This is a genomic window from Kribbella pratensis, assembly GCF_004365355.1.
Classification (GTDB): domain Bacteria; phylum Actinomycetota; class Actinomycetes; order Propionibacteriales; family Kribbellaceae; genus Kribbella.
The window spans coordinates 2,041,894-2,064,055 of the sequence record NZ_SODP01000001.1; the positions used below are offsets into that span (position 1 = coordinate 2,041,894).

Sequence of the window (22,162 nt, forward strand, 5' to 3'; positions counted from 1 at the left end):
AGGGATGCGCTAAATGGTTTGGCGCGGCTCGGGGTGAGTTGGTGTACTCGAGGGCGTACGAGCAGGTGTTCAGTAAAGGAGTCCGTCATGCGATCTCGCTTCATGTCTGTTGCTGATCGGACTGTCACCTGTTCAAAGGACATGAAGCTGCGTGGAAGTACTCAATCTTGGGATCCTGGCGCATGTTGACGCCGGAAAGACCAGCCTGACCGAGCGGCTGCTGTACACCGCCGGAGTCATCGACGAGGTCGGTAGCGTCGACGACGGCAGCACCCAGACCGACTCACTGGCGCTCGAGCGGCAGCGCGGGATCACGATCAAGTCCGCGGTCGTCTCGTTCGCGATCGGCGACCTGACGGTCAACCTGATCGACACCCCGGGCCACCCGGACTTCATCGCCGAGGTGGAGCGTGCGCTCAGCGTGCTGGACGGCGCAGTGCTGGTGATCTCCGCGGTCGAGGGTGTCCAGGCGCAGACCCGCGTGCTGATGCGGACCCTGCAACGCCTGCGCATCCCCACCCTGATCTTCGTCAACAAGCTCGACCGACCGGGTGCGCAGTACGACGGTGTGCTCCGTCAGATCGCGACCAAGCTGACGCCTGCGATCGTTCCGATGGGCGAGGCGACCTACCTCGGCACGCCTGAGGCGACGTTCAAGCCGATCCTCCAGGAGACCACTCTCGTCGACGTCCTGACCGAGCGCGACGACGACCTCCTCAAGCGGTACGTCGACGGCGAACCGCTCGCACTGGACGGGGCGCTCCGCACTCAGATCCACCAGGCGCGGGTTCACCCGGTGTACTTCGGATCCGCGATCACCGGCGCCGGTACGGACGCCCTCACCGACGGCATCCGCGACCTGCTCCCCCGCGCCCGCACCAACGGCACCCAGCTCGACGGCTCCGTGTTCAAGGTCGAACGCGGGCCGGCCGGCGAGAAGATCGCGTACGTCCGCCTGTTCTCCGGTACGGTGCACGTCCGCGACCGAGTGCGCTTCGGCGCGAACGACGCGAAGATCACCGCTCTGCAGGTGATCGGTGAAGGCCCGGCGAACGCCGTACAGGCCGGTCGGATCGGCAAGTTCTGGGGCCTGGCAGATGTCCAGATCGGTGACCGCATCACCGCGCTCGACGACCCCGAGCCCCGGCAGACGACGGCGTTCTTCGCGCCGCCCACGCTCGAGACGGTGATCTCCGCGCGGAAGCCGTCCGACAAGGGCAACCTGCGCGTCGCGCTGACCCAGCTCGCCGAGCAGGACCCGTTGATCAACCTGCGCCAGGACGACCTCCGCCAGGAGACCTACGTGTCGCTGTACGGCGAAGTACAGAAGGAGGTCATCGAGACGACGCTGGCGACCGAGTTCGGGATCGAGGTCGACTTCCGCGAGACGACCACGATCTGCATCGAACGGCTCGTCGGCACCGGCGCGGCGGTCGAGTTCAAGAAGAAGGACCTGAACCCGTTCCTCGCCACCATCGGCCTGCGCGTCGAGCCGGCGCCGGTGAACGCCGGCGTCAGTTTCGAACTCGAGGTCGAGCTCGGCTCGATGCCGTACGCGTTCATCAAGGCCGTCGAGGAGACCGTCCGCGAAACGCTGCACCAGGGCATCCACGGCTGGCAGATCCCCGACGCACACGTCGTGATGACGCACTCCGGCTACTCCGCCCGCCAGAGCCACGCCCATGCCGTGTTCGACAAGAGCATGTCCAGCACCGCCGGCGACTTCCGCAACCTCACCCCGCTCGTCCTGATGACGGCCCTCCGGCAGGCAGGTACGACGGTGCACGAGCCGATGCACCATTTCCAGCTGGAGATCCCGACCGACACCACGCGCGCCGTCCTCGCGACCCTCGCCCGCCTCCGCGCGATCCCGCAGGTACCCGCACTCGCCGCCGAAACCTCAACCCTGGAAGGAGAAATCCCCGCGGCCGCCGTCTACGAACTCGAGCAGCAACTCCCCGCCCTCACCCGCGGCGAAGGCGTCCTGGAGTCCGCGTTCGAGCGCTACCACCCCGTCACCGGCCCGATCCCGGAACGGCCGCGCACCGACCATGACCCGCGCAACCGGCGCGAGTACCTACTGCACATTCAGCGGCGGGTATAGACGCCGTGCACAACGGTCGCGCCGAGGTCGTCGTCCTCGACGATCTCGGCGGCCAGACCGTGCTCGATCATCACCGCACGCGCGACCGGCGCCTGGCGTTCACTCATCTCGACGAAGAAGTGACCGCCGGGTGCCAGCCAGTCTGCCGCCTCGGCAGACACTCGCCGGAACACAGCCAGACCGTCCACGCCGCCGTCCAATGTGACGTGCGGTTCGTACAGCCGAGCCTCCGGCGGCAGCAGCCGGATCTCGTCCGTCGGCACATACGGAACGTTCGACAGCAGTACGTCGACCTGCCCGCGCAACCGATCCGGCAACGCCGTGAACAGATCGCCCTCGTACACCGTGCCGCCCGACGCGAGCAGGTTGCGGCGTGCGCACTCGACCGCGGCAGGCTCGATGTCGGCGGCGTACAAAGTCACCTCGCGCTGGGCTGCGACAGCCGCGCCGAGAGCACCCGTGCCGCAGCCGAGGTCGACCACGACCGCTCCCGTGGCGGTGACCCGCAACGCCTCCGCCACCAGGAACTCGGTACGGCGACGTGGAATGAACACCCCGGTGTCGACGGCGATTCGCAACCCGCAGAACGACGCCCGGCCCACGACGTACTCCAACGGCAACCCGGCGACCCGCTGGTCGACCATGGCCGCCAGTTCGGCCTCGTCCCGCGCGGACTCGGCGATCAGCGCGGCCTCGTCTTCGGCGAACACGGAACCGGACGCGCGCAGCCGCTCAACGACAGTGATCACAAGACAGATTATCCGAAAGCATTTACTCCGGTGAGCTCTGCCGACACCGTCCACAACCGCTCTGCCGAGGCCGGGTCGATCGCATACGGTCGTACGCCGGGAGCGTCGTCGGTCGACACCTCCGCGATCTCGCAGTCCTCGCAGAACACTCCGCCGAGACCGTCGAGCTGCGGCGACGTCGCGGCCCAGACCTGCGTCGCGGCGCCCTGCTCCGGCGTCTTGAAACCGACGACCGGATTGCCGTCCTCGTCGAGCCAGCCGTAGCCGGCCATCTCCTCGCGCGTCAGGTGCCGCTGCAGCGGAGTCATGATGCCGCCGGGGTGCAGCGCGAACGCCCGTACGCCGGACTCCTTGCCGAGGGCATCGAGCTGGACCGCGAACAGCACGTTGGCCGTCTTCGCCTGCCCGTACGCCTCCCACTTGTCGTACCCCTGCCGGAACTCCAGGTCGTCCCACCGGATGTCCGACCGCCGGTGCCCGGTCGACGACACCGACACGACCCGGGCACCGCCGTCGGCCACGAGCGCCGGCCACAGCCGGTTCACCAGCGCGAAGTGCCCCAGGTGGTTGGTCGCGAACTGGGCCTCCCAACCCGGGCCGACCCGCGTCTCCGGAGCGGCCATGATCGCGGCGTTGTCGATCATGATGTCGATCGATCGCCCGGACGCCAGGAACCGGTCCGCGAAGGCCTTCACGCTCTCCAGGTCACCGAGATCCAGCTCGTCGATCTCGACACCGTCGACGCCGGCGAGCGCCTCCCGCGCCGCGTCCGGCCGCCTGGCCGGCACGATCACCTTCGCGCCCGCGCGAGTCAGCGCCTTCGTCGTCGCCAGACCGAGACCGGAATACCCGCCGGTGACGATCGCGAGCTTGCCGGTCAGATCGATCCCCGCGAGGACCTCATCCGCAGTGGTGTCGTGCCCGAAACCCGAACCGATCTTGTGCTGTTCACCCATGGTCAGCAGCCTATGAATTGGAGTGCGCTCAAAGTCAAGCCCCGAGGTGCGGATCCTGCCGCATCGACTCCGCCAACCGCTGCAGTGCCGGGTTGGGATTGTCGGGACTCCAGCACGCGTGCAGCGTGACCGAATGCGCATCAGCCGCGTCCAGTTCGCGGTACCGGACGCCCTCGACCCTCATCGCCATGATCGACCGCGGGATCAAGGCGCATCCGAGTCCGGCCCGGACCAGCGCGAGCATCGTCGGCACCTGCGAGGCGAGCTGGCTCACGGCGTACCGGTCCATCCCGATCATCGCGGCACAGATGTCATGCAGATACTGCGAACCCTCCGGGCTGTAGCCGATGTAATCGTCGGTCGCATCCACCAGCGCGACCGGCCCGTCGCCGTCGGCCAGCGGATGGGACGCCGGTACGGCGAGCACGAGATCCTCGGAGTGCACCAGCATCGATTCGAACCGCTCCGGAATCGGCGGCCGCACGAGCCCGAGATCGATCTCCAGATTCGCCAGGGCCTCGAACTGCGCCGGGCTGACGAGCTCGGTCAGCTCGGCGGTGACTCCGGGCGTGCGTTTGCCGACCATGGTCAGGAAGTCCGCGAGTACCGCGTACGCGCCGATCGCCGTGAACGCGAGGCGCAGCGTCCCGGTCGTCCCGTCAGCCGCACGGCGAGTCGCTTCCGGGGCGACGTCGAGGAGCGCGAGGACGCGGCGGGCGTGCTCGAGGAACACGTCGCCGGCCGCCGTCAGCCGTACGCCGCGGCCGGTGCGATCGAACAACCGGACGTCCAGGGTCCGCTCGAGACCCTGGATCTGGCGGGTCAGCGGCGGCTGCGTCAGGTTGAGCCGCTGGGCAGCCCGGCCATAGTGCAGTTCCTCGGCCACCGCGACGAACCCGCGGAGCTGCTGGAGAGACAGATCCATGCCCACACGGTATCGGTTCATACGGAAATGGGCTTGGACCTGCATAACGGAATGCGCTTACCGTCGGTTCCATGCCGAAACTCGCCGCGCTCTTCTCGCCCGAACGTGCCGCCGATGTCGTCGACACCGACACCCGCCAGCTGCTGCAGGACCGTTTCGACGTGGTCTGGGCAACGTCGGAGCACACCGCCGGACCCGGATCCGCCGCGAAACCCCCGGCGCTCGACCCCGCCGCCGTACCCGAGTTGGTGAAAGGCGCCGACGTCCTCCTCACCAGCTGGGGTACGCCTCACCTCGGCAAGGAGCTGTGGTCCGACGGCAACGGCCCGAAGGTCGTCGCCCACGCGGCCGGCACGGTCAAGAACCTGATCGACCCGGTCATCCTGGACCAGGGCGTCGCGGTGTTCTCGGCCGGTCCGCGGATCGCCTGGTCTGTCGGCGAGTACTGCCTCGCGTCGATGCTCACACTGGCCCGCCTCCCCCGCTTCGACGGTGCCGTCCGCGCGGGCGGATGGAAGCAGACGGCGTACCGCGGTCACGAGCTGGCCGGCGCGAAGGTCGGCATCATCGGCGCGAGCAGTACGGCGCGGGCCTTGATCACCCTGCTGAAGCCGTTCGGTTGCGACCTGGCCGTCTACGACCCCTATCTCAGCGCCGAGCGCGCGGCCCAACTCGGAGTCCGGAGCACCGCCTTGGAGGACGCGGCCACTGCACGGTTCCTCAGCATCCATGTGCCGAACGTCCCCGAGACGAAGGGCATGATCACCCGCGCGCTGATCGAGGGCCTTCCCGACGGCGCGGTCGTCGTGAACTCTTCCCGGGGACCGGCCGTCGACCAGCAAGCGCTGCTCGAGCATGCGCTGGACGGGCGCATCTACGCGGCCCTCGACGTCTACGATCCCGAACCGCCGCAATTCGACGAGAACGTGCTGAACGCCCCGAACCTGTTGCTGACCCCGCACATCGCCGGAGACACGGCTGAGGGCCACCTCGCGCTGGCGGGCTACGTGCTCCAGGACGCACTCCGATGGCTCGACGACGGCACCCGCGGACCGAGCTTCGTCGATCCCGCCTCGTGGTCGATCGCTGCGTGAGAGGAACGGCCATGTCACGCATTACCCATGTCGAGGTCTTCCCGGTCGCAGTGCCGTTCGCACGCCGGTTCGTGCTCGGCAGTGGCGCGGTCGGCTCCCCCGACGCGGCGCCCGACCAGGCCGGCGCGGTGATCTTCGTGAAGCTCACCACCGAGGACGGCGTCGTCGGCTGGGGCGAGCAGCGCGCGCTACCGAGTTGGAGCTACGAGACCGCCGAGACGATGGCGGTCGTGATCCGGCGGCATCTCACGCCGATCCTGCTCGAACTCACACCGTTCGATGTCGAGCTGTTCCACCAACGCGCCGCCAACCGACTCAGTCCCTCGGTGTCGAACGGGTTCCCGTTCGCCCGGGCCGCGATCGACGTCGCGATGCACGACGCGGCCGGCAAGCTGGCCGGCGTACCCGTGCATGCGCTGCTCGGGGGCAAGATCCACGACGAGATCCCGCTCTGCTCGGCGATCGGGGTCGGCGACCAGGACGCCGTACGCGAACATGCAATCGCGTCGGCGGACTATGCGGCGTACAAGGTCAAGATCGGCGGGGATCTGGACGCGGACACCGCTGCGATCGAGACCGTCGCAGAGGTTGCCGACGGCAAGCCGTTGTGGCTCGACGCGAACCAGTCCTACCGTCCGAGTGCGCTCCGGCAGCTGCGCGACCGGACCGCCGGCATCCACACGATTCATTGCATCGAGCAACCGGTGCCGAGTACGGACACGCTGGCGATGGCCCGGCTGCGCGAACTGATCGACCTGCCGATCGCGATCGACGAAGGCAGCTTCTCGGCGCAGGACCTGGCCCGGGCGATCCGCCTGGACGCGGCCGACCTGGTCGTGGTCAAGGTCTGCAAGTCCGGTGGACTGCGCAACGCGCTGAAGACCGCCCAGACCGCGCTCGCCGGCGGGCTCGAGATTCTGGCCAGCGGCCTGACCGACTGCGGAGTCGCGTTCGCCGCCGCGCTGCACGTGTTCAGTCAGCTCGAGTTCGCCCTGCCCGCCGAGCTCAACGGGCCGGAGCTGCTGACCGATCTGTACGTCGAGGGGCTGAGCATCACCAAGGCCGTCGCAACGGTCCCCACCGCCCCTGGACTGGGCGTTCAGGTCGACGAGGAGCGAATCCGCGCCGAGTCGATCGACCTGCTCTACCGGTGAGGAGAACCATGTCAACAAACCTGTCCCGCCGCAGGTTCCTCGGAATGACCGGGTTTGCCGGGCTCGGGGTCGCCGCGGCCGGAGCCGTGAGCGGGTGCTCGTCCGGGCCGCCGGCCGGTGCCGCCACCTGGTCCATGTGGTCCAGCAGCGCCGCCGAGAAGAAGGTCTGGGACGACTTCGGCAAGTACGTCGAGCAACAGCTCAAGGTCAAGTCCATCGCCAGCCTGACACCGTCGACCGGCTACCCGACCAAGCTCGATCTCCAGCTGGTCAGCGGTACGGCGAGCCTGGTGACCGCGCTCAACGGCACCCTGATCCCGACGTACGCCGCCCGCGGCGCGCACCGGCCGCTCGACGACCTGATCGCCGCCGACCCGGACTTCTCGCTCGACGACTTCTACGAGACGAGCCGGCGGATCGGGAGCTTCAACGGCAAGACGTACGCGATCGGCTTCGACGTCGCGCCAACGGTCATGTACTACAACAAGGACCTGCTGAAGAAGCAGGGCATTCCACTGCCGTCCCGGACCGAACCGATGTCCTGGGCAACCTTCCGCGACCTGTGCAAGCAGCTCACCAAGCCCGGTCAGCAGTACGGCTTCACCTGCGCGCCGGCCATCGACGACCTGGTGTCCTGGATCTACTGCGCCGGTGGCAACGTGATGAGCGACGACGCCGGCCGCAGCACGCTCGGTGATCCGGAAGCGATGGAGGCCCTGCAGTACGTCATCGACCTGTTCGTCAAGGACCAGGTCACCCCGCCGATCAAGAACCTGGTCACCGAGAGCTCGCTGTCGAACTTCCTGCAGGGCAACGTCGCGTTCATGCAGAACGGCCCGTGGCAGGTCGTCAACGCGCGCAAGGCGAAGTTCGACTGGGACATCATCCCGTTCCCGGCGGGTGCGGCCGGGAGCAAACCGCGCGTCTCGGGCTCCAGCTTCGCGATTCCATCGGGGGTGCGCGAGGGAGCCGAGCTCGACCTCGCGTGGAAGCTGATGAAGACCCTGACCAGCACCGGCGCACTCGACATCTACGCCAAGGCCGGCCGCAACAACCCGGCCCGGCTCAGCGCCGGCAGCGCGTTCCAGCCGCCGCCCGACAACCTCGGCATCGTCCAGGAGATCCTGGCCGGCAAGCTCGCCGGCGGTCACGCCTTCGACGTCACCACGAACTGGAACCAGGTCAAGCAGCTGCTCGGCCAGGACCTGCCGCGCACGTTCCTCGGTCAGGTCAGCGTCCCGGACGCGATCAACGGCCTCACCCCGCGCCTCGACATCCTGATGCGCCAGCACCTCGACACCGTCCGCCAAGCCACCGCCAGGAAGGGGTGAACACCATGGCTCTCTCAACAGCAGATACCGCACCCTCCGTCAGCACTCCCACACCAACCCGACCGACGTCCCCACCGACTCCGCGCTGGCGAAGTCGCGAGGCGCTCACCGCCTGGCTGTTCATCCTGCCCAGCCTGATCGGCTTCCTGATCTTCACCGCCGGACCGGTCGTTGCCGCAGGCGTCATCTCGCTGCTGAACTGGAACCTGTTCAGCGCACCGACCTGGGCCGGCCTGCACAACTTCGCCCGCCTCGGCCCCGACCCGACGTTCTGGTCCGCGCTCGGCAACACGGCGTACTTCACTCTGGTCAGCGTGCCGCTGACGATCGTCGTCAGCCTCGCCCTGGCACTGCCGCTCAACCAGGGCGTACGCCGGGTCGCCGTGTTCCGGTCGCTCCTGCTGTTGCCGTACGCAACCATCACGGTCGCGGTGGCGTTCGTCTGGATCTGGCTCTACATCCCGCACGACGGCCTGGTGAACGCCGTGCTCGGCTGGTTCGGCATCCACGGACCGGCCTGGCTGATCTCGGACGGCTGGGCGATGCCCGCGCTGATCCTGATGAGCGTCTGGAAGAGCTTCGGCTTCGGCATGGTCGTCTTCCTCGCCGGTCTCCAGGCGATCCCGCAACAGCTCTACGAAGCCGGCCGCGTGGACGGTACGTCGCCCTGGAACAGCTTCCGCCACATCACGCTGCCGATGCTCTCCCCCGCCCTGTTCTTCGTCATCGTCACCTCGGTGATCGGATCGTTCCAGGTGTTCGACCAGGCACTGATCATGACGAACGGCGGTCCGGGCACGCGCACCACCACGCTGGTCATGTACATCTACCGGACCGGCTTCGAGAACTACGACCAGGGGTACGCCGCGGCACAGTCGCTGGTGCTGTTCGCGTTCATCGTGATGATCACCGCCGGCCAGTTCCTCTTCCAGCGCAAGTTGGTGCATTATGACAACTGATGCCCGCCGCAAGCTGATCGTCTTCGCGTGCTTTCTGGTCAGCGCACTCACGCTGATCCCGGTCGTGATGATGGTGCTGGTCGCGTTCCAGTCCGACGCCGAGTCGATGGCCGCGAAGCCGTCGTTCTGGCCGAGCAGCTGGCACCCGGAGAACCTCACCCGCGCCTTCGAACTGGTCCCGCTCGGCAAGTACCTGCTGAACACGATCTACTTCGCCGCCGGTACGACGATCCTCGAAACGGTCACGGCCGCGCTCGCGGCGTACGCGTTCGCGCGGCTGAACTTCCCGGGCCGGAGCTGGCTGTTCGGGATCTACCTGGCCACACTGATGATCCCGTCGCAGGTGACGCTGATCCCGCAGTTCGTACTGGTGGCGAAGCTGCACGGCATCGACACCTGGCCCGGGATGATCCTGCCGCACGCGTTCACCGCGATCGGGGTGTTCCTGCTGCGGCAGTTCTTCCTCGGCATCCCGCGCGACTACGAGGAAGCCGCCCGGCTCGACGGCGCGAACCGCTGGCAGGCGTTCGTCCGGGTGATCGTGCCGCTCGCGATCCCGGCGATCGCGACGCTGGCCGTGTTCAAGTTCATCGGCCAGTGGAACAACCTGCTCTGGCCGCTCGTCATCTCCAACAGCGACGCGACGCGGACGGCGTCGGTGGGCCTGCAGGTCTTCCAGGACACCAACGGCACCCAGTGGAACTTGTTGCTGATGGCAGCGACCGTCACCACGATCCCGTTGATCGTCCTGTTCTTCCTCACCCAACGCTGGTTCGTCCGAGGCATCACCATGAGCGGGCTGGGAGGCCGCTGAACAATGACCTATCTCTGGTCCGTCTTCACCAAGCCCTGGGCCGGCCGTCCCGGCGACGACCTCGGCCGGCTCGTTGCCGGGATCGGATTCGGCGGCGCCGAGATCCCGGTCCGCGACACGGCGTACGTCACCCCGGCGAACGCCGCGGCCGAGCTGCCGAAGTTCACCGCGCAATTGCGTGCCGAAGGCATCGAACCGATCAGTGTCGCCAGCGAGCTGTCCGAGCAGGTGTTCGCCGCGTGCGCCGAGGCCGGTGTGCCGATGATCCGGATCATGGCCGAGCTCGGCCCCGACGGGTACGCCGCATCCGTGCAGCGCAACCGCGCGCTGCTCGAGCAGGCCGCCGTACTCACAGAGCGGTACGATGTGCAGGTCGGCGTACAGCCCCATCACGGCCGGTTCGTGTCGTCGACGCTCGGCGTGCTGCAACTGCTCGAAGGACTGCCCGGTCGGTACAAGCTCGTGTGGGACGCCGCGCATGATGCACTCGCCGGTGACCATCCTGCGGTGACGCTCGAGCTCGGCGCGGACCGGCTCGGGATCGTGAACCTGAAGAACGTGCATTACCTCCGCACGGACGGCGGCTGGAAGACGAACTTCGTCGAGGCCGAGGACGGCCTCGCCGACTGGCCGGCCGTGTTCGCCGCACTGCAGAAGATCGGATACGCCGGCCCGATCTGCCTGACCGGTCAGTACTCCGATCCCGCCGTACCGGTCGAGGAACGGCTGACAAAAGATCTCCGCTCCGCTGTCACATCAGCCGCGCAGCATCCGTCAAGGGAGTGAAGGCAACAAACCACGAACCTGCCAGAAGGTAACGGAGAACCTCCCATGCAAGCACGGATGACCAACCCCGCAGAGATCCTGCCGGACGCCACCAAAGGGATCCAGAACATCTACAAGGCGATCGGCCAGTCCGGAACGGACGGCAAGATCCTGGAGCTCGTGCACCTGCGCGCCAGCCAGATCAACGGCTGCTCCCCGTGCGTGTTCGGCGGGATCAAGTCGGCGCTGAAGAACGGTGAGACCGACGAACGGCTACACCAGGTCGCCGCGTGGCGGGACTCCGACCTGTTCACCGATGCCGAGCGGGCCGCGCTCGAGATGGCGGAGGCCGCGACCCGGCTGGCCGACAACCCGACCTCGGTCAGTGACGAGATCTGGGCAGCAGCGAGCGAGCACTTCGGCGAGAAGGAACTGTCCGCGATCGTGCTGATGATCGCACTCACCAACATGTTCAACCGGATCAACACCACCGTTCGCCAGCCCGCCGGCGCCACCTGGTAACACCTCCTGTAGCTAGTCGGTGGCTGGTCGGTAGCTAGTCTGGAGCGCCGGATGTCGAGAAGGCATCCGGCGCTCCGACGTTCCGGGTGAATGGAGGCAAGCGATGAAATACATGTTGCTGATCTACGGGAACGACCAGACCTGGGACACGATGCAGGCCGTGGGCATGGACCAGGTGATGGAACAGCATGGCAAGCTCATCGGCGAACTGAAGGCGTGCGGTGAGCACGTCGACGACAGGCCGCTGACCACGGCGAACGCGCGGGTGGTGCGGGTGCGGGACGGCGTACCGACGGTGACGGACGGACCGTTCACGGAAGCCAAGGAAGTGCTGGCCGGCTACTACGTCGTCGACTGCAACCTGGAGCGTGCGACCGAGATCGCCGCCCGGCTGCCGGAAGCGCCCTACTCCCCCATCGAGATCCGCGAGTTCACCGATCCGACGGAGCGCTGACCGTCCAGGGACTTGCCGGCCTCAGCTGGGCGTTGACACCTGAGACCGGCAAGCTCCTCCCCGGCCCGCCGGAGACCAGGTGGCGCGCCTTCAGGGAGCAAACACGGGTGTAGTTGCCTGGAGCCCGGTTCACGCACGCATGAGGAGCAGGACCTCTGAGGGCAGGCTGGGATCGTCGGGACGGGCGTCGAGGCAGGTGAGGCTGCTGTGCAGTCCGCGAAGGCTTTGTGCGATCGCGGCGTCGGTGAATCGGTCCGCGACGCAGGTCGCTGCGAGCAAGCCGAGCCGGATCGCCCGGCTGCTGGTGTGCGGCGCAGCGGGGTGGTGGACTGTCGTCGCGAGCGTGGACGCGGACACGACGACGATCCGCCGGGCCAGGATCCGCCAGCATTGCTCGTCGCGGACCGAGTCGGCTCCCGCGAAAGTCGACCCACTGCTCCAGGTTGCATTGAGCAACAACGGCTCGAGCCCGCGCAGGACACCTTCGACCTCGTCAGGAATGGCCGGCGTCATTTCGCTCGACGCCGGGAACAGGTCGACAAGGAACCGCTCGAACTGCAGCCATCCCTGGTCGTGGCGGTATTTCGTCTTGTGCGGTTCCCAGAGCGACAGCAGCACGCTGAGCGCCACTACCGTGAGCTCGAACTGGTCGCGATGAATGCGCGGAGGGGCCCATTGCAGCACGGTTCGGCCCGTCGGCGCGGTGGTGGGCAACGTCGCCGGATCCTGCAGCTCCTGGACAAGCATCGACACGTCGTCGGACATCAACGAGTGCGTCAAGATGATGTCGAGCGCCTGACTGATCGCTTCGTCGACGGCGCGCCCCCGACGGAGGGTACGCCGGAACTCGCGCACCAGCACGGGCGGGACGGGGAAGTCCGTGACCGCCGTCAAACCATCAGCCAGATCCCTGAGGCGGTCGAGCCGCCGGTGCAGGTCGCGATCCTGCGACAAGTCTCCGCCACGACTCCGCGCCAGCGCCCGATCCACGTGGATCGCGTCCTTGACCAGCGCCGGCGTCATGCTGTGGTTCAACAGATCGAGCCGGTCGAGGGTCGCCTTGAAGTCTCGGGTCCGGGCCCGCTCCAGATCCCGCTCGAGAGCAAGGCTCAGTACATAAGGAAGCGCACCGACGACGGAGCGCAGATCGCGCCGGATGGTCTCCGCGAGCAGGTCGGCGCTCGCGACGTACGGATGCGAGACCCCTGGTGGCACGAACAGCCGTGGTCCGGCGTATCGCTTCCGGGTGCGGACCGCGGGCAGGGGATCCGCTCCCGCCGGCGTGACCGCGAGCGGGTCCTCGGCGTACCACACGGTCCGGCGGGTCAGGTCGACGATGACGCCGGTGATCGGATCGGCGAGCTCGCGGCGTACCGGCAGCCGGTAGGCGGTGCCGTCGTCGAACAGGCCGTTGACCCACATCACGACCTTCTCGACCTCGGCGGCCGAGACCCCGACCGCCTCCGCATTGTCGTCCTTCGCGGGCTTGCGAACCAAACCGCCCGGATCGCCCGACAAGTCGACGTACAGGCGATACAGCGACTGCGGGAAAGGCTGTGCGCACGCCACGGCGCCATTGCTGAGGGTCACGGTGTGACGAAGGCTTCGCGACACGCGAACCGCGGCCATCAGCCGGCGATGCGCGTCACGTGCCAGGACATCGGATGCCGGCGGATCCGAGTACAGCGTCGCGTCGAGGCGTTCGACGAGATCCACGTCGACCTCGCGGGCTTCGTCGGCACAGTCGAAGCCCAGCGCCAGTGCGCCGACCGTGCCTGACTTCAGGCATGCCTCGACAACGGGCGACGCGTCCGCGTTCGCCGCCCACAGGAGGATCGTCTCGCGCCACCAGTCGTTGTCGACCATCGTCGCCAGAGCGTTCACCTCGGGATGATCACGGATCTCCGCGGCCGCGAGGTACTCCTGCAGGGTCTGATGCGCGAACGCGTACATCCCGACCTCGCGTTCGACGAACAGACCACTCGTGGTGAGCTCGGCCAGAAACACATCGGCCGTCGCGGCACGCGGGATCCTCGCCAGCGTCGGCCCGACGATGTCACTCGCGGACTCCCGCGTCACGTCGCGAACCTCGCGGGTCATCATCGCCAGCGCCAACTTGCGCACCACCTTGGCCCGCTGTTCGGCCTTCGGACCTGATCCCGCGGACAGGTTCTTGGCCTCCTGCCGCCGGTGCAGCAGCAGATCGCACATCTCGCCGTACAAGGCCGAGCGGCTGCCGGGCAGCGCGCCGAGGTACTTGTGCACGTTGGCGATCATCGTCAGCAGCATCGGGTTGGCCGCCAGGTCGTACAGGGCCGGCTGCAGGCGCATCCGACGGAGGAGATCGGTGGCATGATCCTTCGCGATCGCCCGGGTTCGCTCGCCGGTCTCGCCGGTGCTGCGGCACTCGATGGCGTAGTACCACCTGTGCACGAACCTGAAGATCTGATCGCTGGTGAACCGCCGGACCTGCAGTACGTCGGCGCCCCGCACCGGATTCGATTGATAGCCATGCGGCCGCGACGTCAGGATGAAATGGTTCGCCGGATAGCGCGCGACCTGGTCCTGTACCCACGTGGATGTCAGCCGCCGTTGTTCCTCGACTGCGACCTCGTCCAAACCGTCCAGCATGACGACACAGCGGCCTTTCGTCAGGCCGCGCTCGAACCAGTCCGCCGTGACCGTACCTTTCAACCAGGTAACGCTCGCGATCAGTTCGGGAATCGACACCCCGGGATCGCGGATGATCTCCTGGACATGGTCGCGCAGGTAAAGGATCACCGGCAGCCCGCGTTTGTGCCGGCGCCGCTCTCCCAGTGTGATCGCCGTCCGGCGTAGGAGGGTCGTCTTACCCGAACCGGGGCCACCGATCACCGCGAAGACCCGCGGCTGACGGCTGTCCAGGAACGAGTCCAGCGACCGGCGCTCACCGGCCGGAATCTCGGCTCCGACGAACGGCGCGTGCGTCGCCGTCTGCAACGGCGACGGCGCCAGGCTGACGTCGACATAAACATGCCGGAGCTGGAGCGAGAACTCTCCCTGGGTGGCCATGCCGAGCAATTCGACATCACGCACGCCGGCGAGCAGCTGGCTCAGATAACGCGCGCGGTAGCCCTTCAGGAACGCACTCACCCTCCGGTCGACGGCCGCGGCGGTCCGGGGAATCCACAAATCCCCGACCTCACGGCCGACCCGGAAGACGAATCGTACGACCGCGACCAGGAACCAATAGCCCATCAGAACGACGATGCTGACCACCGGATTCTGCTGAACCTTCGACCACAACCAGCCGCTGACAGCCACCGGTGGCCCGAAAGCCACCAGGATCGGAACGATCCTCGCCACGATCCCGGCGTCCGGGAAGTCCCCTGGCCGGTCGGCATTGTTCACCATTCGGCGCGCCCCCAACACACTTTCTCACCTCTATTACAGACGGTACTGCATAAAACCGCTTAAGTGACACCTTTTGCCCGTAAGAGAACTTCTCCGCCATTACGGAACGCCAAAGACTTGATATTGGCAGAACACCGCACGTCCCTAGATTTTGCTCTAGGTTTCGCTGGTCCCGAGCAGCGCCCGGTTGCCTTCCACAAGCACCAGCTAATGCCGACCAAAGACCTCTTTCAGAGAATTCGCCCGAGATTGATGTTGCCCGCAGCAACTTGACCTGACCCGCGGTACGGGCAGCGACGTTCCGGGTGAATGGAGGCTGGTATGAAGTACATGCTGCTGATCTACGGGAACGACGAGACGTGGAACACCCTGCATGCCAACGGCATCGACGAGGTGATGGAACAGCACCGCAAGCTGACCGCGGAGCTCGAGGCGAGCGGCGAGTTCATCGACGGCCTCGGCCTCACCACCACGAACGCGCGGGTGGTCAGGGTGGTCGACGGGGTGCCGGCGGTCACGGACGGTCCGTTCACCGAGGCCAAAGAGGTGCTGGCCGGGTACTACGTCGTCGACTGCGCCGGACTCGAGCGGGCGGCCGAGATCGCCGCGCGGCTGCCGGAGGCGCCGTACTCGCCGATCGAGATCCGGGAACTCATGGAGCCGATGCCTGACTAGATCGCGCTGCCGGGTGCGGTCGGCAGGGATTCGATCGTGCGGGCGGCTCGAACAACTTGCCGGCCTCAGCTGGGCGTTGACACCTGAGACCGGCGAGTCGCTGACTCAGACTGTTGACGTCCGGACAAGCCCGCTGGACGCGAGGATGACCCCACCTGAGGCAGGCTGGTCACCCATGCCCCGGCCACCTTGGACGAAAACAGTGCTACCAGGCGCAGGCAGCGTGACACCCTCGCCGAGTCGCAGCGTGGTCGTCATTCCATTGCTCAACCTGAGCATCGCCACGCGTCGCGGTCGCACGGGGCTGATCGACGAGCTCACCTCGTGGATGCCGGTGCAGACCGCCGGTTGGATCGCAGCTCGTCCGAGCCCCGCGTTGCCGTGACTCCTCACATCACGGCACTGCTCGGCGAGCCTTCTCATCGCTGACACACTTCCCCCTTCTCATCGTGAACTGTCCCCGAGTGGCGGTGGACGCGGTCGAACGACCGCACACTTCCCCGTCCTCCCCGCACCCGGAAACGACGCGGAAGTGATCAGGCAACCCTTGCTGAGAGTGACGACGTTTTCAAGGGATCGTGATCGGAATCCCGAGTACCGGAACTTTTGTCCACACCTTGTTCTGCAGGGGAACTACCACCGACTACCAATCACCTACTGACCACCGAAGCCAGTGGTAGCAATGCCTTTGATGATCTGACGCTGGAAGAACAGGAACACCACGACCAACGGCAACGCCGCCAGGATCGCGGACGCCATGTTCTGCGCGTACTGCAACCCGTAAGCACTCTTGACGGTCTGCAGCCCGACCGGCAGCGTCATCAGGTGCGCGTCGGTCGTGACGATGAACGGCCACAGGAAGTTGTTCCACGCACCGATGAACACGAAGATCGCCACCGCGGCAAGGATCGGCCGTGACAGCGGCAGCACGATCGACCAGAACACCCGCAGCCGGCCCGCGCCGTCGACCCGCGCCGCCTCCTCCAGCTCGACCGGGATCTGGTCGAAGAAACGCTTGAGAATCAGCACCATCGCGGGCGCGAACGACTGCGGCAGGATGATTCCCCAATACGTGTCGACCAGGTTGAACGCGAGCATCTGCCGGAACAGCGGCACGATCAGCAGCTGCGGCGGGATGATGATCGCCGCGATGATCGCGGCGTACAACCAACGTTTGCCCTTGAAGTTCACCCGCGAGAACGCGTACCCGGCCAGGGCCGACGTCGCGACCGTGATCAGCGTGATCGCGACCGACGTGATCAGGCTGTTCCAGGCCCACGATGGGATGTCACCCGCTGACAACACCTTGCGGTAGGCATCGAAGCTGAAGCCGTCCGGCGGGTTCAGGGTGATCTGCGACGCACCGGCGTCGGCCTCACTCTTCAGCGACGTCACGACGGCCCACGCGAACGGCACCAGCCAGGTTGCGGCCAGGACCGCAAGAACCAGCAGCGCGGCGATTCGGGACACGCTCCAGGGGTTCTCGCCTGGCTTGTGCGTTTGTTTGACGGTGCCCCGGAGGTTGCGGGCCAGGGTGTAGGTGCTCATGCGGCGCTCCTGCGGTTGATCAGCTTGTACTGCGCCAGCGACACCAGGACGATGAGCGCGAAGAACAGGTACGAGATGGCTGAGGAGTAACCGAACCGGTAACCGGTGAAGCCGGATTCGTAGATGTACTGCACGATCGAGCGCGTCTTGCCGGCCGGTCCGCCGTTGGTGAGCATGTAGATCTGGTCGAAGACCTTCAGCGACGCGAGGATCTGCAACGTCACGATCAGCGCCGTGGTCGGCGTCAGTTGCGGGATCACGATCGAGAACAGCTGCCGCCACTTGCCGGCGCCGTCGATCGCCGCCGCCTCGAACTGTTGCTCGGGAATGTTCTGCAGCGCCGCCAGATAGAGCAGGAAGTTGAACCCGATCGTCCACCACAGCGTGGTGATCACGACCGAGATCATCGCCACCTTCGGATCCTGCAGCCACGCCACGGGCGCCGCGCCGAACTTCGCCAGGACGCCGTTGATCAACCCGAGCGTCGGGTTGTACATCCAGCTCCAGAACATCACCACGACGGTCGAGGCGAGCAGGTACGGCAGGAAGAACGACAGGCGCCACAACCAGCGGCCCGGGAGGCCCAGGTTCACGAGCAATGCGAGAGCGAGCGACAGTACGACGAGCGGGATCGTGCTCAGCGCCGTGAACCACAACGTGTTGCCGAGCGACTTCCACATGTCCGGGTCGCGCAACGCGTCCGCATAGTTGGCGAAGCCGACCAATCCGCTGCCCGAACCGGTCAGCGTCTCACCGGTGAAGCTCAGATACAGGCCGTACAGCGCAGGTACGACGAGGAAGAGCCCGAACAGTACGGCGAACGGCGCCGCGAACGTCCAACCGGTGAGGTTCTCCCCGCGCTTGGCCCGGGCCTTGCCTTGGGCACTGACTTCTTTCTCCGCTGCCGTGGCCGGAGTGTCGATGGCAGTCGTCATCTTGTCTCTCCTCTCACACCGGCTGCGGACGGTCGAGCAGCTTGTTCAGCCGGGCAACGAACCCGTCGAACCCAGCCCCCGGGTCACCACTGCCGAGGAACACGTTCTGCACGTTCTCGGCGAAGTAGTTCTGGAAGTCGCTGCCGGCGCCGGTGAACCAGGCGTCCGGGTCGTAGTTCACGTAGGCCGGAATGCCCGCGTAGTTCGACTGCGGTTTCAGAGCCTGGTACTCCGCACTCTTAGCGACCGGCTGGAACGCCGGGATGTGGCCGCCGCCGGCCCACTTCACCGACCGCTTCAAGATCTCCGCGACCATCGTGTACACGTGCTTGCGGCGCTCCGGCGACACCTTCGACTGCCGCGGCAGCACGAATGTGTGCGAGTCCGCGTACGCCGCCTGCGTCCCGAACAACGTCGGAATCGGGACCGCGTCAACGGGCATCTTGGCGTCCTTGAGCACCGGCAGCTCCCACACGCCGCCGAAGAACATCCCGCTCTCGCCGTGCAGGAACTCGCTGGTCGCCGTACCGCCGTCGCCGCTGCGCGAGGCGATCGTGTCGTTGAGCAACGACTGGATGAAGGTCAGGGTCTTGACCGCGGCATCCTTGTCCACCTGCGCCTGCTGCCCCGGCACGAGCTTCATGTCGGCGCCGGTCTGCCGGTAGAGCGTGTAGAACAGCCGCCACATCTGCGAACCGTCACCGAGATAGCCGTACGACAGGCCGTGCTTACCGGTCACCTTCTGCAGCTTGTTCGCGACCTCGGTGAACTCCTCCGGGCTCTGCATGCTCCGCAGCGCGTCCGTGACACCGGCCTTCGAGGCGTGCTCGGTGTTGTAGTACAGCACGAACGGGTGGGTATCGAGCGCGATCGCGTAGAGCTTCCCGTCGTACTGACACTTCTCCCAGACGCGGACCGGGAAGTCGCTCTCGTGCAGGCCGACCTCGGCGAGCAGGTCGAGGTCCCACGGCTCGAGCAGACCGCCGGGGGCGTAGCCGGCGATCCGGGACGCGTGCATGATCGCGACGTCCGGAGCCCGGCCGCCGGCCGAGGCCATCGCCAGTTTCGTGTAGTACGGCGGTCCCCAGGCGAGCACCGTCTGGGTCGTGTGGAAGCCGAGGTTCGCGCCGTTGACGGCGTCCACCAGGCCGGCCATCACGGTGCCGTCACCGCCGGTCAGAAGGTGCCAGTAGCTCAGGTCGGTCGTCTTCCGCGACGCTCCGGGCGCGCAGCCGACAAGCAACCCGGCACCGGCGAGCGCGGCCGCTGTTTTCAGCAGGCCGCGCCGGGAGAGGTCAGTCATTCGGTCTCCTTACGAGAGGCGAACCGAAAATTACATCGTTAGAATGGCCGAAGACAAGACTCCGATGTGGGTTTTTGTGGAAACGTATCCGTTAGCGTTCGGTGCTGGCGCGCTCGACGATGCGGTGTGGGATCATCACCCTGCGTGGCGGCGCATCCTTGTCGGCCATCCGCTCGGCGAGCAGATCCAGCGCGGCCGCGACGAACGCGCGCCGGTCGAAATCGATCGTGGTCAGCGGCGGGATCATGAACTGGCTCTCGAGGATGTTGTCGAACCCGGCGACCAGCGTCTGTTGTGGTACGGCGATACCTGCGCCCCACAGCGCGGCCAGCGCGCCCGAGGCGAGCGAGTCGGTGAAGCAGAAGAACGCGTCGGGCAGTTCGTGGTCGGCCAGATACTTCCCGACGACGGTCGCCGCACCCTCCGGCCGCCAACGGTCGAGGCTGATCTCGAGCGACGGATCGATCGGTACGCCGGCCTCCTCGAGCGCCTGGCGGTACCCGGTCGTCCGGAGCCGCGATGCCGCCGTACCGGGGCCCTCGGCCGATCCCGCGAGCACGCCGGCGCCCGACGATCCGCGCGGGATCTCCGGCGTACCGACGGCTGCGATCCGGCGGCAGCCGCGGGACAGCAGGTGCTTGGTCATGTCACGCGCGGCGGCGACGTTGTCGATCGCCACCTGGCTCACGACGTCCTGGTCGACGTCGCCGATCAGCACGACAGGCGGCAGCGGACCGGCCGACATGACCGCACTGTCGTCGAGATTGACCGGGTTCAGGATCAGGCCGTCGACGAGGTACGCGCGGGCCTTCGAGAGCAGCTCGAACTCGCGCTTGGGCTCGGCCGCGGTCTGCTCGATCTGCACGCCCCAGCCCCGCTCGTGGGCCAGCTCGACGACCAGGTGGACGATCTCGGCGGAGTACGGCCGGAGCAGGTCGGGCAGCGCGAGGGCGATCATGCCGGAGCGGCCGTTGCGCAGCCCGCGAGCGCTCATGTTCGGCACGTAGTCGAGCTCGACCAGGGCGCTCTCCACCCGGGCGCGGGTCTCGGGGCGCACGAAGACGACACCGTTGATCACGTTCGACACCGTCTTCGGCGACACCCCGGCCAGCTTGGCCACATCTTTGACGGTGGGACGCATGTCGCCCATTGTCACACCTGGCCTACGTTGTCATGTATCAGCGCGTAATCAGCGCACCGCCGTTCACGTGCAGTACCTGACCGGTGAGGTGCCGGGCCGCGGGCGACGCGAGGAAGTGGATCGTGCCGGCGATGTCCTCCACCTGCCCTTCGCGCTTGGTCAACGTTGCCTGGAGCAACGTCTGGCGGCGCTCGTCGGTGAGGCGTCCGCGGAAGAATTCGGTGTCGGCGGTGAAGCCGGGCGCGACGACGTTCGAGGTGATCCCGCGCGGGCCGAGCTCGGCGGCGATGTCGGCGTTCCACAGCGCGAGCGCGGCTTTGGAAGCGCCGTACGAACCGGGTCCGCGGGCTCCGGCGATCGAGCCGAGGTGGACGACTGCGGTGGTGAGTCGCGGGGCGAGCGCGGTGGTGGTGAGGACGGCGCTGATCAGGTTCGCCTCCAGGTTGGCGAGCCAGTTGGCCTTCAGTTGCTCGAGATCCCCGTCCGGCCGGCCGAAGTCGGTGTTGCCGCCGGCGTTGTTCACGAGGACGTCGACCTGCTCGGGCAGCTCGTGGAGCAGTCGCTCGATCTGGACCGGATCCGTCGCGTCGCAGACTACTCCCCTGACCCCCAGATCAGCAGCCGTCTTGGCGAGTACGTCGGCGCGGCGGCCGGTGATCACCACCTCGTCGCCGTCCGCGCGGAACCGTTCCGCGGTCGCCCGCCCGATCCCGGTCGCGCCGCCGGTCACCACGATCGTCCTCATCGCACACCTCACGTTTAGCTCTAAATATTTAGGCCTAAACGTACCATGGGTCTCGTGGCCGACAACTACCCGCTCGATTCCCCGAGTCCTTACCCCGCGGCGGAGATCGCCCGCGCCTGGCAACGAGAACGCCCCGGTACGCCGACCGACTCGATCGAGATCGTCACTCCGTTGTGGCGGCTGGCCAAGCTGTTCGCGGACGATCGGCGCCGGGTGCTTGCGGATGCCGGTGTGGATCCGGCGACGCTGGATCTGCTGAGCGTGCTGCGGCGCGCGGGATCGCCGTACGAACTGACCACCCGCGAGCTCTCCCGCCGGACCCTGGTCACCGCCGGCGCCATCTCCCAGCGGGTCGCGCGGGCCGAGGACAGCGGACTGGTCACGCGCCGTGGAGCCGACGACGGAACTCGTGCGGTCGTCGTCGCGCTCACCGCTACCGGCCATGACCTCATCGAACGAACTGTCGACCAGGTCCTCACCCGCGAATCCGAGCTCGTCGCCTCCCTCTCCCCCACGGCCCGCACCCAACTAGCCGCCCAACTCCAGAAGCTCCTGAACGAAGTCACCAAGGCAACCAGCTAGCCCGTCGACCGCC

Annotated in this window: 20 protein-coding genes; 11 read left to right on the plus strand and 9 right to left on the minus strand. The window is 66.9% G+C overall.

The genetic code is table 11. From position 1 onward, the window contains the following. Positions 1-151 precede the first annotated feature (151 nt). On the plus strand, positions 152-2,104 hold the full coding sequence (locus EV653_RS09715; RefSeq protein ID WP_134100424.1) for an elongation factor G: 1,953 nt from the start codon (positions 152-154) through the stop codon (positions 2,102-2,104). Here EV653_RS09715 and EV653_RS09720 read toward each other — a convergent pair. Genes EV653_RS09720 through EV653_RS09730 form a run of 3 tightly spaced genes read right to left on the minus strand, consistent with a single transcriptional unit; the run spans position 2,089 to position 4,734 of the window. Then, positions 2,089-2,853, minus strand: coding sequence for a putative protein N(5)-glutamine methyltransferase (locus EV653_RS09720; protein ID WP_238159655.1), 765 nt, complete (start codon positions 2,851-2,853; stop codon positions 2,089-2,091). The genes EV653_RS09715 and EV653_RS09720 overlap by 16 nt on opposite strands. 8 nt (positions 2,854-2,861) lie before the next feature. After that, a complete protein-coding gene (locus EV653_RS09725; RefSeq protein ID WP_134100426.1) occupies positions 2,862-3,809 on the minus strand; it encodes an SDR family NAD(P)-dependent oxidoreductase in 948 nt (315 codons plus the stop codon). A 34-nt stretch (positions 3,810-3,843) separates the two neighbouring features. Beyond that, positions 3,844-4,734 (minus strand): LysR family transcriptional regulator, encoded by an 891-nt coding sequence (locus EV653_RS09730; RefSeq protein ID WP_134100429.1) that lies wholly within the window; start codon positions 4,732-4,734, stop codon positions 3,844-3,846. Positions 4,735-4,805: 71 nt separating this feature from the next. Between EV653_RS09730 and EV653_RS09735 the strand changes: the two genes are divergently transcribed. The 8 genes from EV653_RS09735 (at position 4,806) to EV653_RS09770 (ending at position 11,827) form a co-directional block, all read left to right on the plus strand. Continuing rightward, a complete protein-coding gene (locus tag EV653_RS09735; protein WP_134100432.1) occupies positions 4,806-5,828 on the plus strand; it encodes a hydroxyacid dehydrogenase in 1,023 nt (340 codons plus the stop codon). Between the two features lie 11 nt (positions 5,829-5,839). Beyond that, positions 5,840-6,982: a mandelate racemase/muconate lactonizing enzyme family protein gene (locus EV653_RS09740; protein WP_134100435.1), complete on the plus strand. Its 1,143-nt coding sequence runs from the start codon at positions 5,840-5,842 to the stop codon at positions 6,980-6,982. 8 nt (positions 6,983-6,990) lie between these two features. Then, the gene (locus EV653_RS09745; protein WP_134100438.1) at positions 6,991-8,313 is read left to right on the plus strand and encodes an ABC transporter substrate-binding protein; all 1,323 of its coding nucleotides are present in this window, start codon (positions 6,991-6,993) and stop codon (positions 8,311-8,313) included. A 5-nt stretch (positions 8,314-8,318) separates the two neighbouring features. Next, positions 8,319-9,272, plus strand: coding sequence for a carbohydrate ABC transporter permease (locus EV653_RS09750; protein ID WP_134100441.1), 954 nt, complete (start codon positions 8,319-8,321; stop codon positions 9,270-9,272). Further along, entirely contained in the window at positions 9,262-10,086 is an 825-nt protein-coding gene (locus EV653_RS09755; protein WP_134100444.1) for a carbohydrate ABC transporter permease, read from the plus strand. The genes EV653_RS09750 and EV653_RS09755 overlap by 11 nt, the downstream gene beginning before the upstream one ends. Before the next feature lie 3 nt (positions 10,087-10,089). Continuing rightward, complete coding sequence (locus tag EV653_RS09760) at positions 10,090-10,872, plus strand: sugar phosphate isomerase/epimerase family protein (protein WP_134100447.1); 783 nt, start codon at positions 10,090-10,092, stop codon at positions 10,870-10,872. Between the two features lie 57 nt (positions 10,873-10,929). Next, positions 10,930-11,373, plus strand: coding sequence for a carboxymuconolactone decarboxylase family protein (locus tag EV653_RS09765; protein WP_238159656.1), 444 nt, complete (start codon positions 10,930-10,932; stop codon positions 11,371-11,373). Positions 11,374-11,476: 103 nt separating this feature from the next. Next, positions 11,477-11,827, plus strand: a complete 351-nt coding sequence (locus tag EV653_RS09770) for a YciI family protein (RefSeq protein WP_134100452.1) — start codon at positions 11,477-11,479, stop codon at positions 11,825-11,827. Between the two features lie 129 nt (positions 11,828-11,956). Here EV653_RS09770 and EV653_RS09775 read toward each other — a convergent pair whose 3' ends face one another. Then, positions 11,957-15,220 carry an NACHT domain-containing protein gene (locus EV653_RS09775; protein WP_134100454.1) on the minus strand — a complete coding sequence of 1,088 codons (3,264 nt, stop codon included), beginning with the start codon at positions 15,218-15,220 and terminating at the stop codon, positions 11,957-11,959. Between the two features lie 321 nt (positions 15,221-15,541). On the opposite strand from EV653_RS09775, the gene EV653_RS09780 reads away from it, so the two are divergent. Then, positions 15,542-15,895: a YciI family protein gene (locus EV653_RS09780; RefSeq protein WP_134100456.1), complete on the plus strand. Its 354-nt coding sequence runs from the start codon at positions 15,542-15,544 to the stop codon at positions 15,893-15,895. A 654-nt stretch (positions 15,896-16,549) separates the two neighbouring features. Here EV653_RS09780 and EV653_RS09785 read toward each other — a convergent pair. The 5 genes from EV653_RS09785 to EV653_RS09805 form a co-directional block, all read right to left on the minus strand. After that, entirely contained in the window at positions 16,550-17,443 is an 894-nt protein-coding gene (locus tag EV653_RS09785) for a carbohydrate ABC transporter permease (protein WP_134100458.1), read from the minus strand. Beyond that, complete coding sequence (locus tag EV653_RS09790) at positions 17,440-18,378, minus strand: carbohydrate ABC transporter permease (protein ID WP_134100460.1); 939 nt, start codon at positions 18,376-18,378, stop codon at positions 17,440-17,442. The genes EV653_RS09785 and EV653_RS09790 overlap by 4 nt, the downstream gene beginning before the upstream one ends. Positions 18,379-18,391: 13 nt before the next feature. Then, complete coding sequence (locus EV653_RS09795; protein WP_134100462.1) at positions 18,392-19,681, minus strand: extracellular solute-binding protein; 1,290 nt, start codon at positions 19,679-19,681, stop codon at positions 18,392-18,394. A 91-nt stretch (positions 19,682-19,772) separates the two neighbouring features. Further along, on the minus strand, positions 19,773-20,822 hold the full coding sequence (locus EV653_RS09800; protein WP_134100464.1) for a LacI family DNA-binding transcriptional regulator: 1,050 nt from the start codon (positions 20,820-20,822) through the stop codon (positions 19,773-19,775). 37 nt (positions 20,823-20,859) lie between these two features. Continuing rightward, a complete protein-coding gene (locus EV653_RS09805; RefSeq protein ID WP_134100467.1) occupies positions 20,860-21,567 on the minus strand; it encodes an SDR family NAD(P)-dependent oxidoreductase in 708 nt (235 codons plus the stop codon). Positions 21,568-21,621: 54 nt separating this feature from the next. On the opposite strand from EV653_RS09805, the gene EV653_RS09810 reads away from it, so the two are divergent. After that, positions 21,622-22,149, plus strand: coding sequence for a MarR family winged helix-turn-helix transcriptional regulator (locus EV653_RS09810; RefSeq protein WP_370357536.1), 528 nt, complete (start codon positions 21,622-21,624; stop codon positions 22,147-22,149). Positions 22,150-22,162 lie beyond the last annotated feature (13 nt).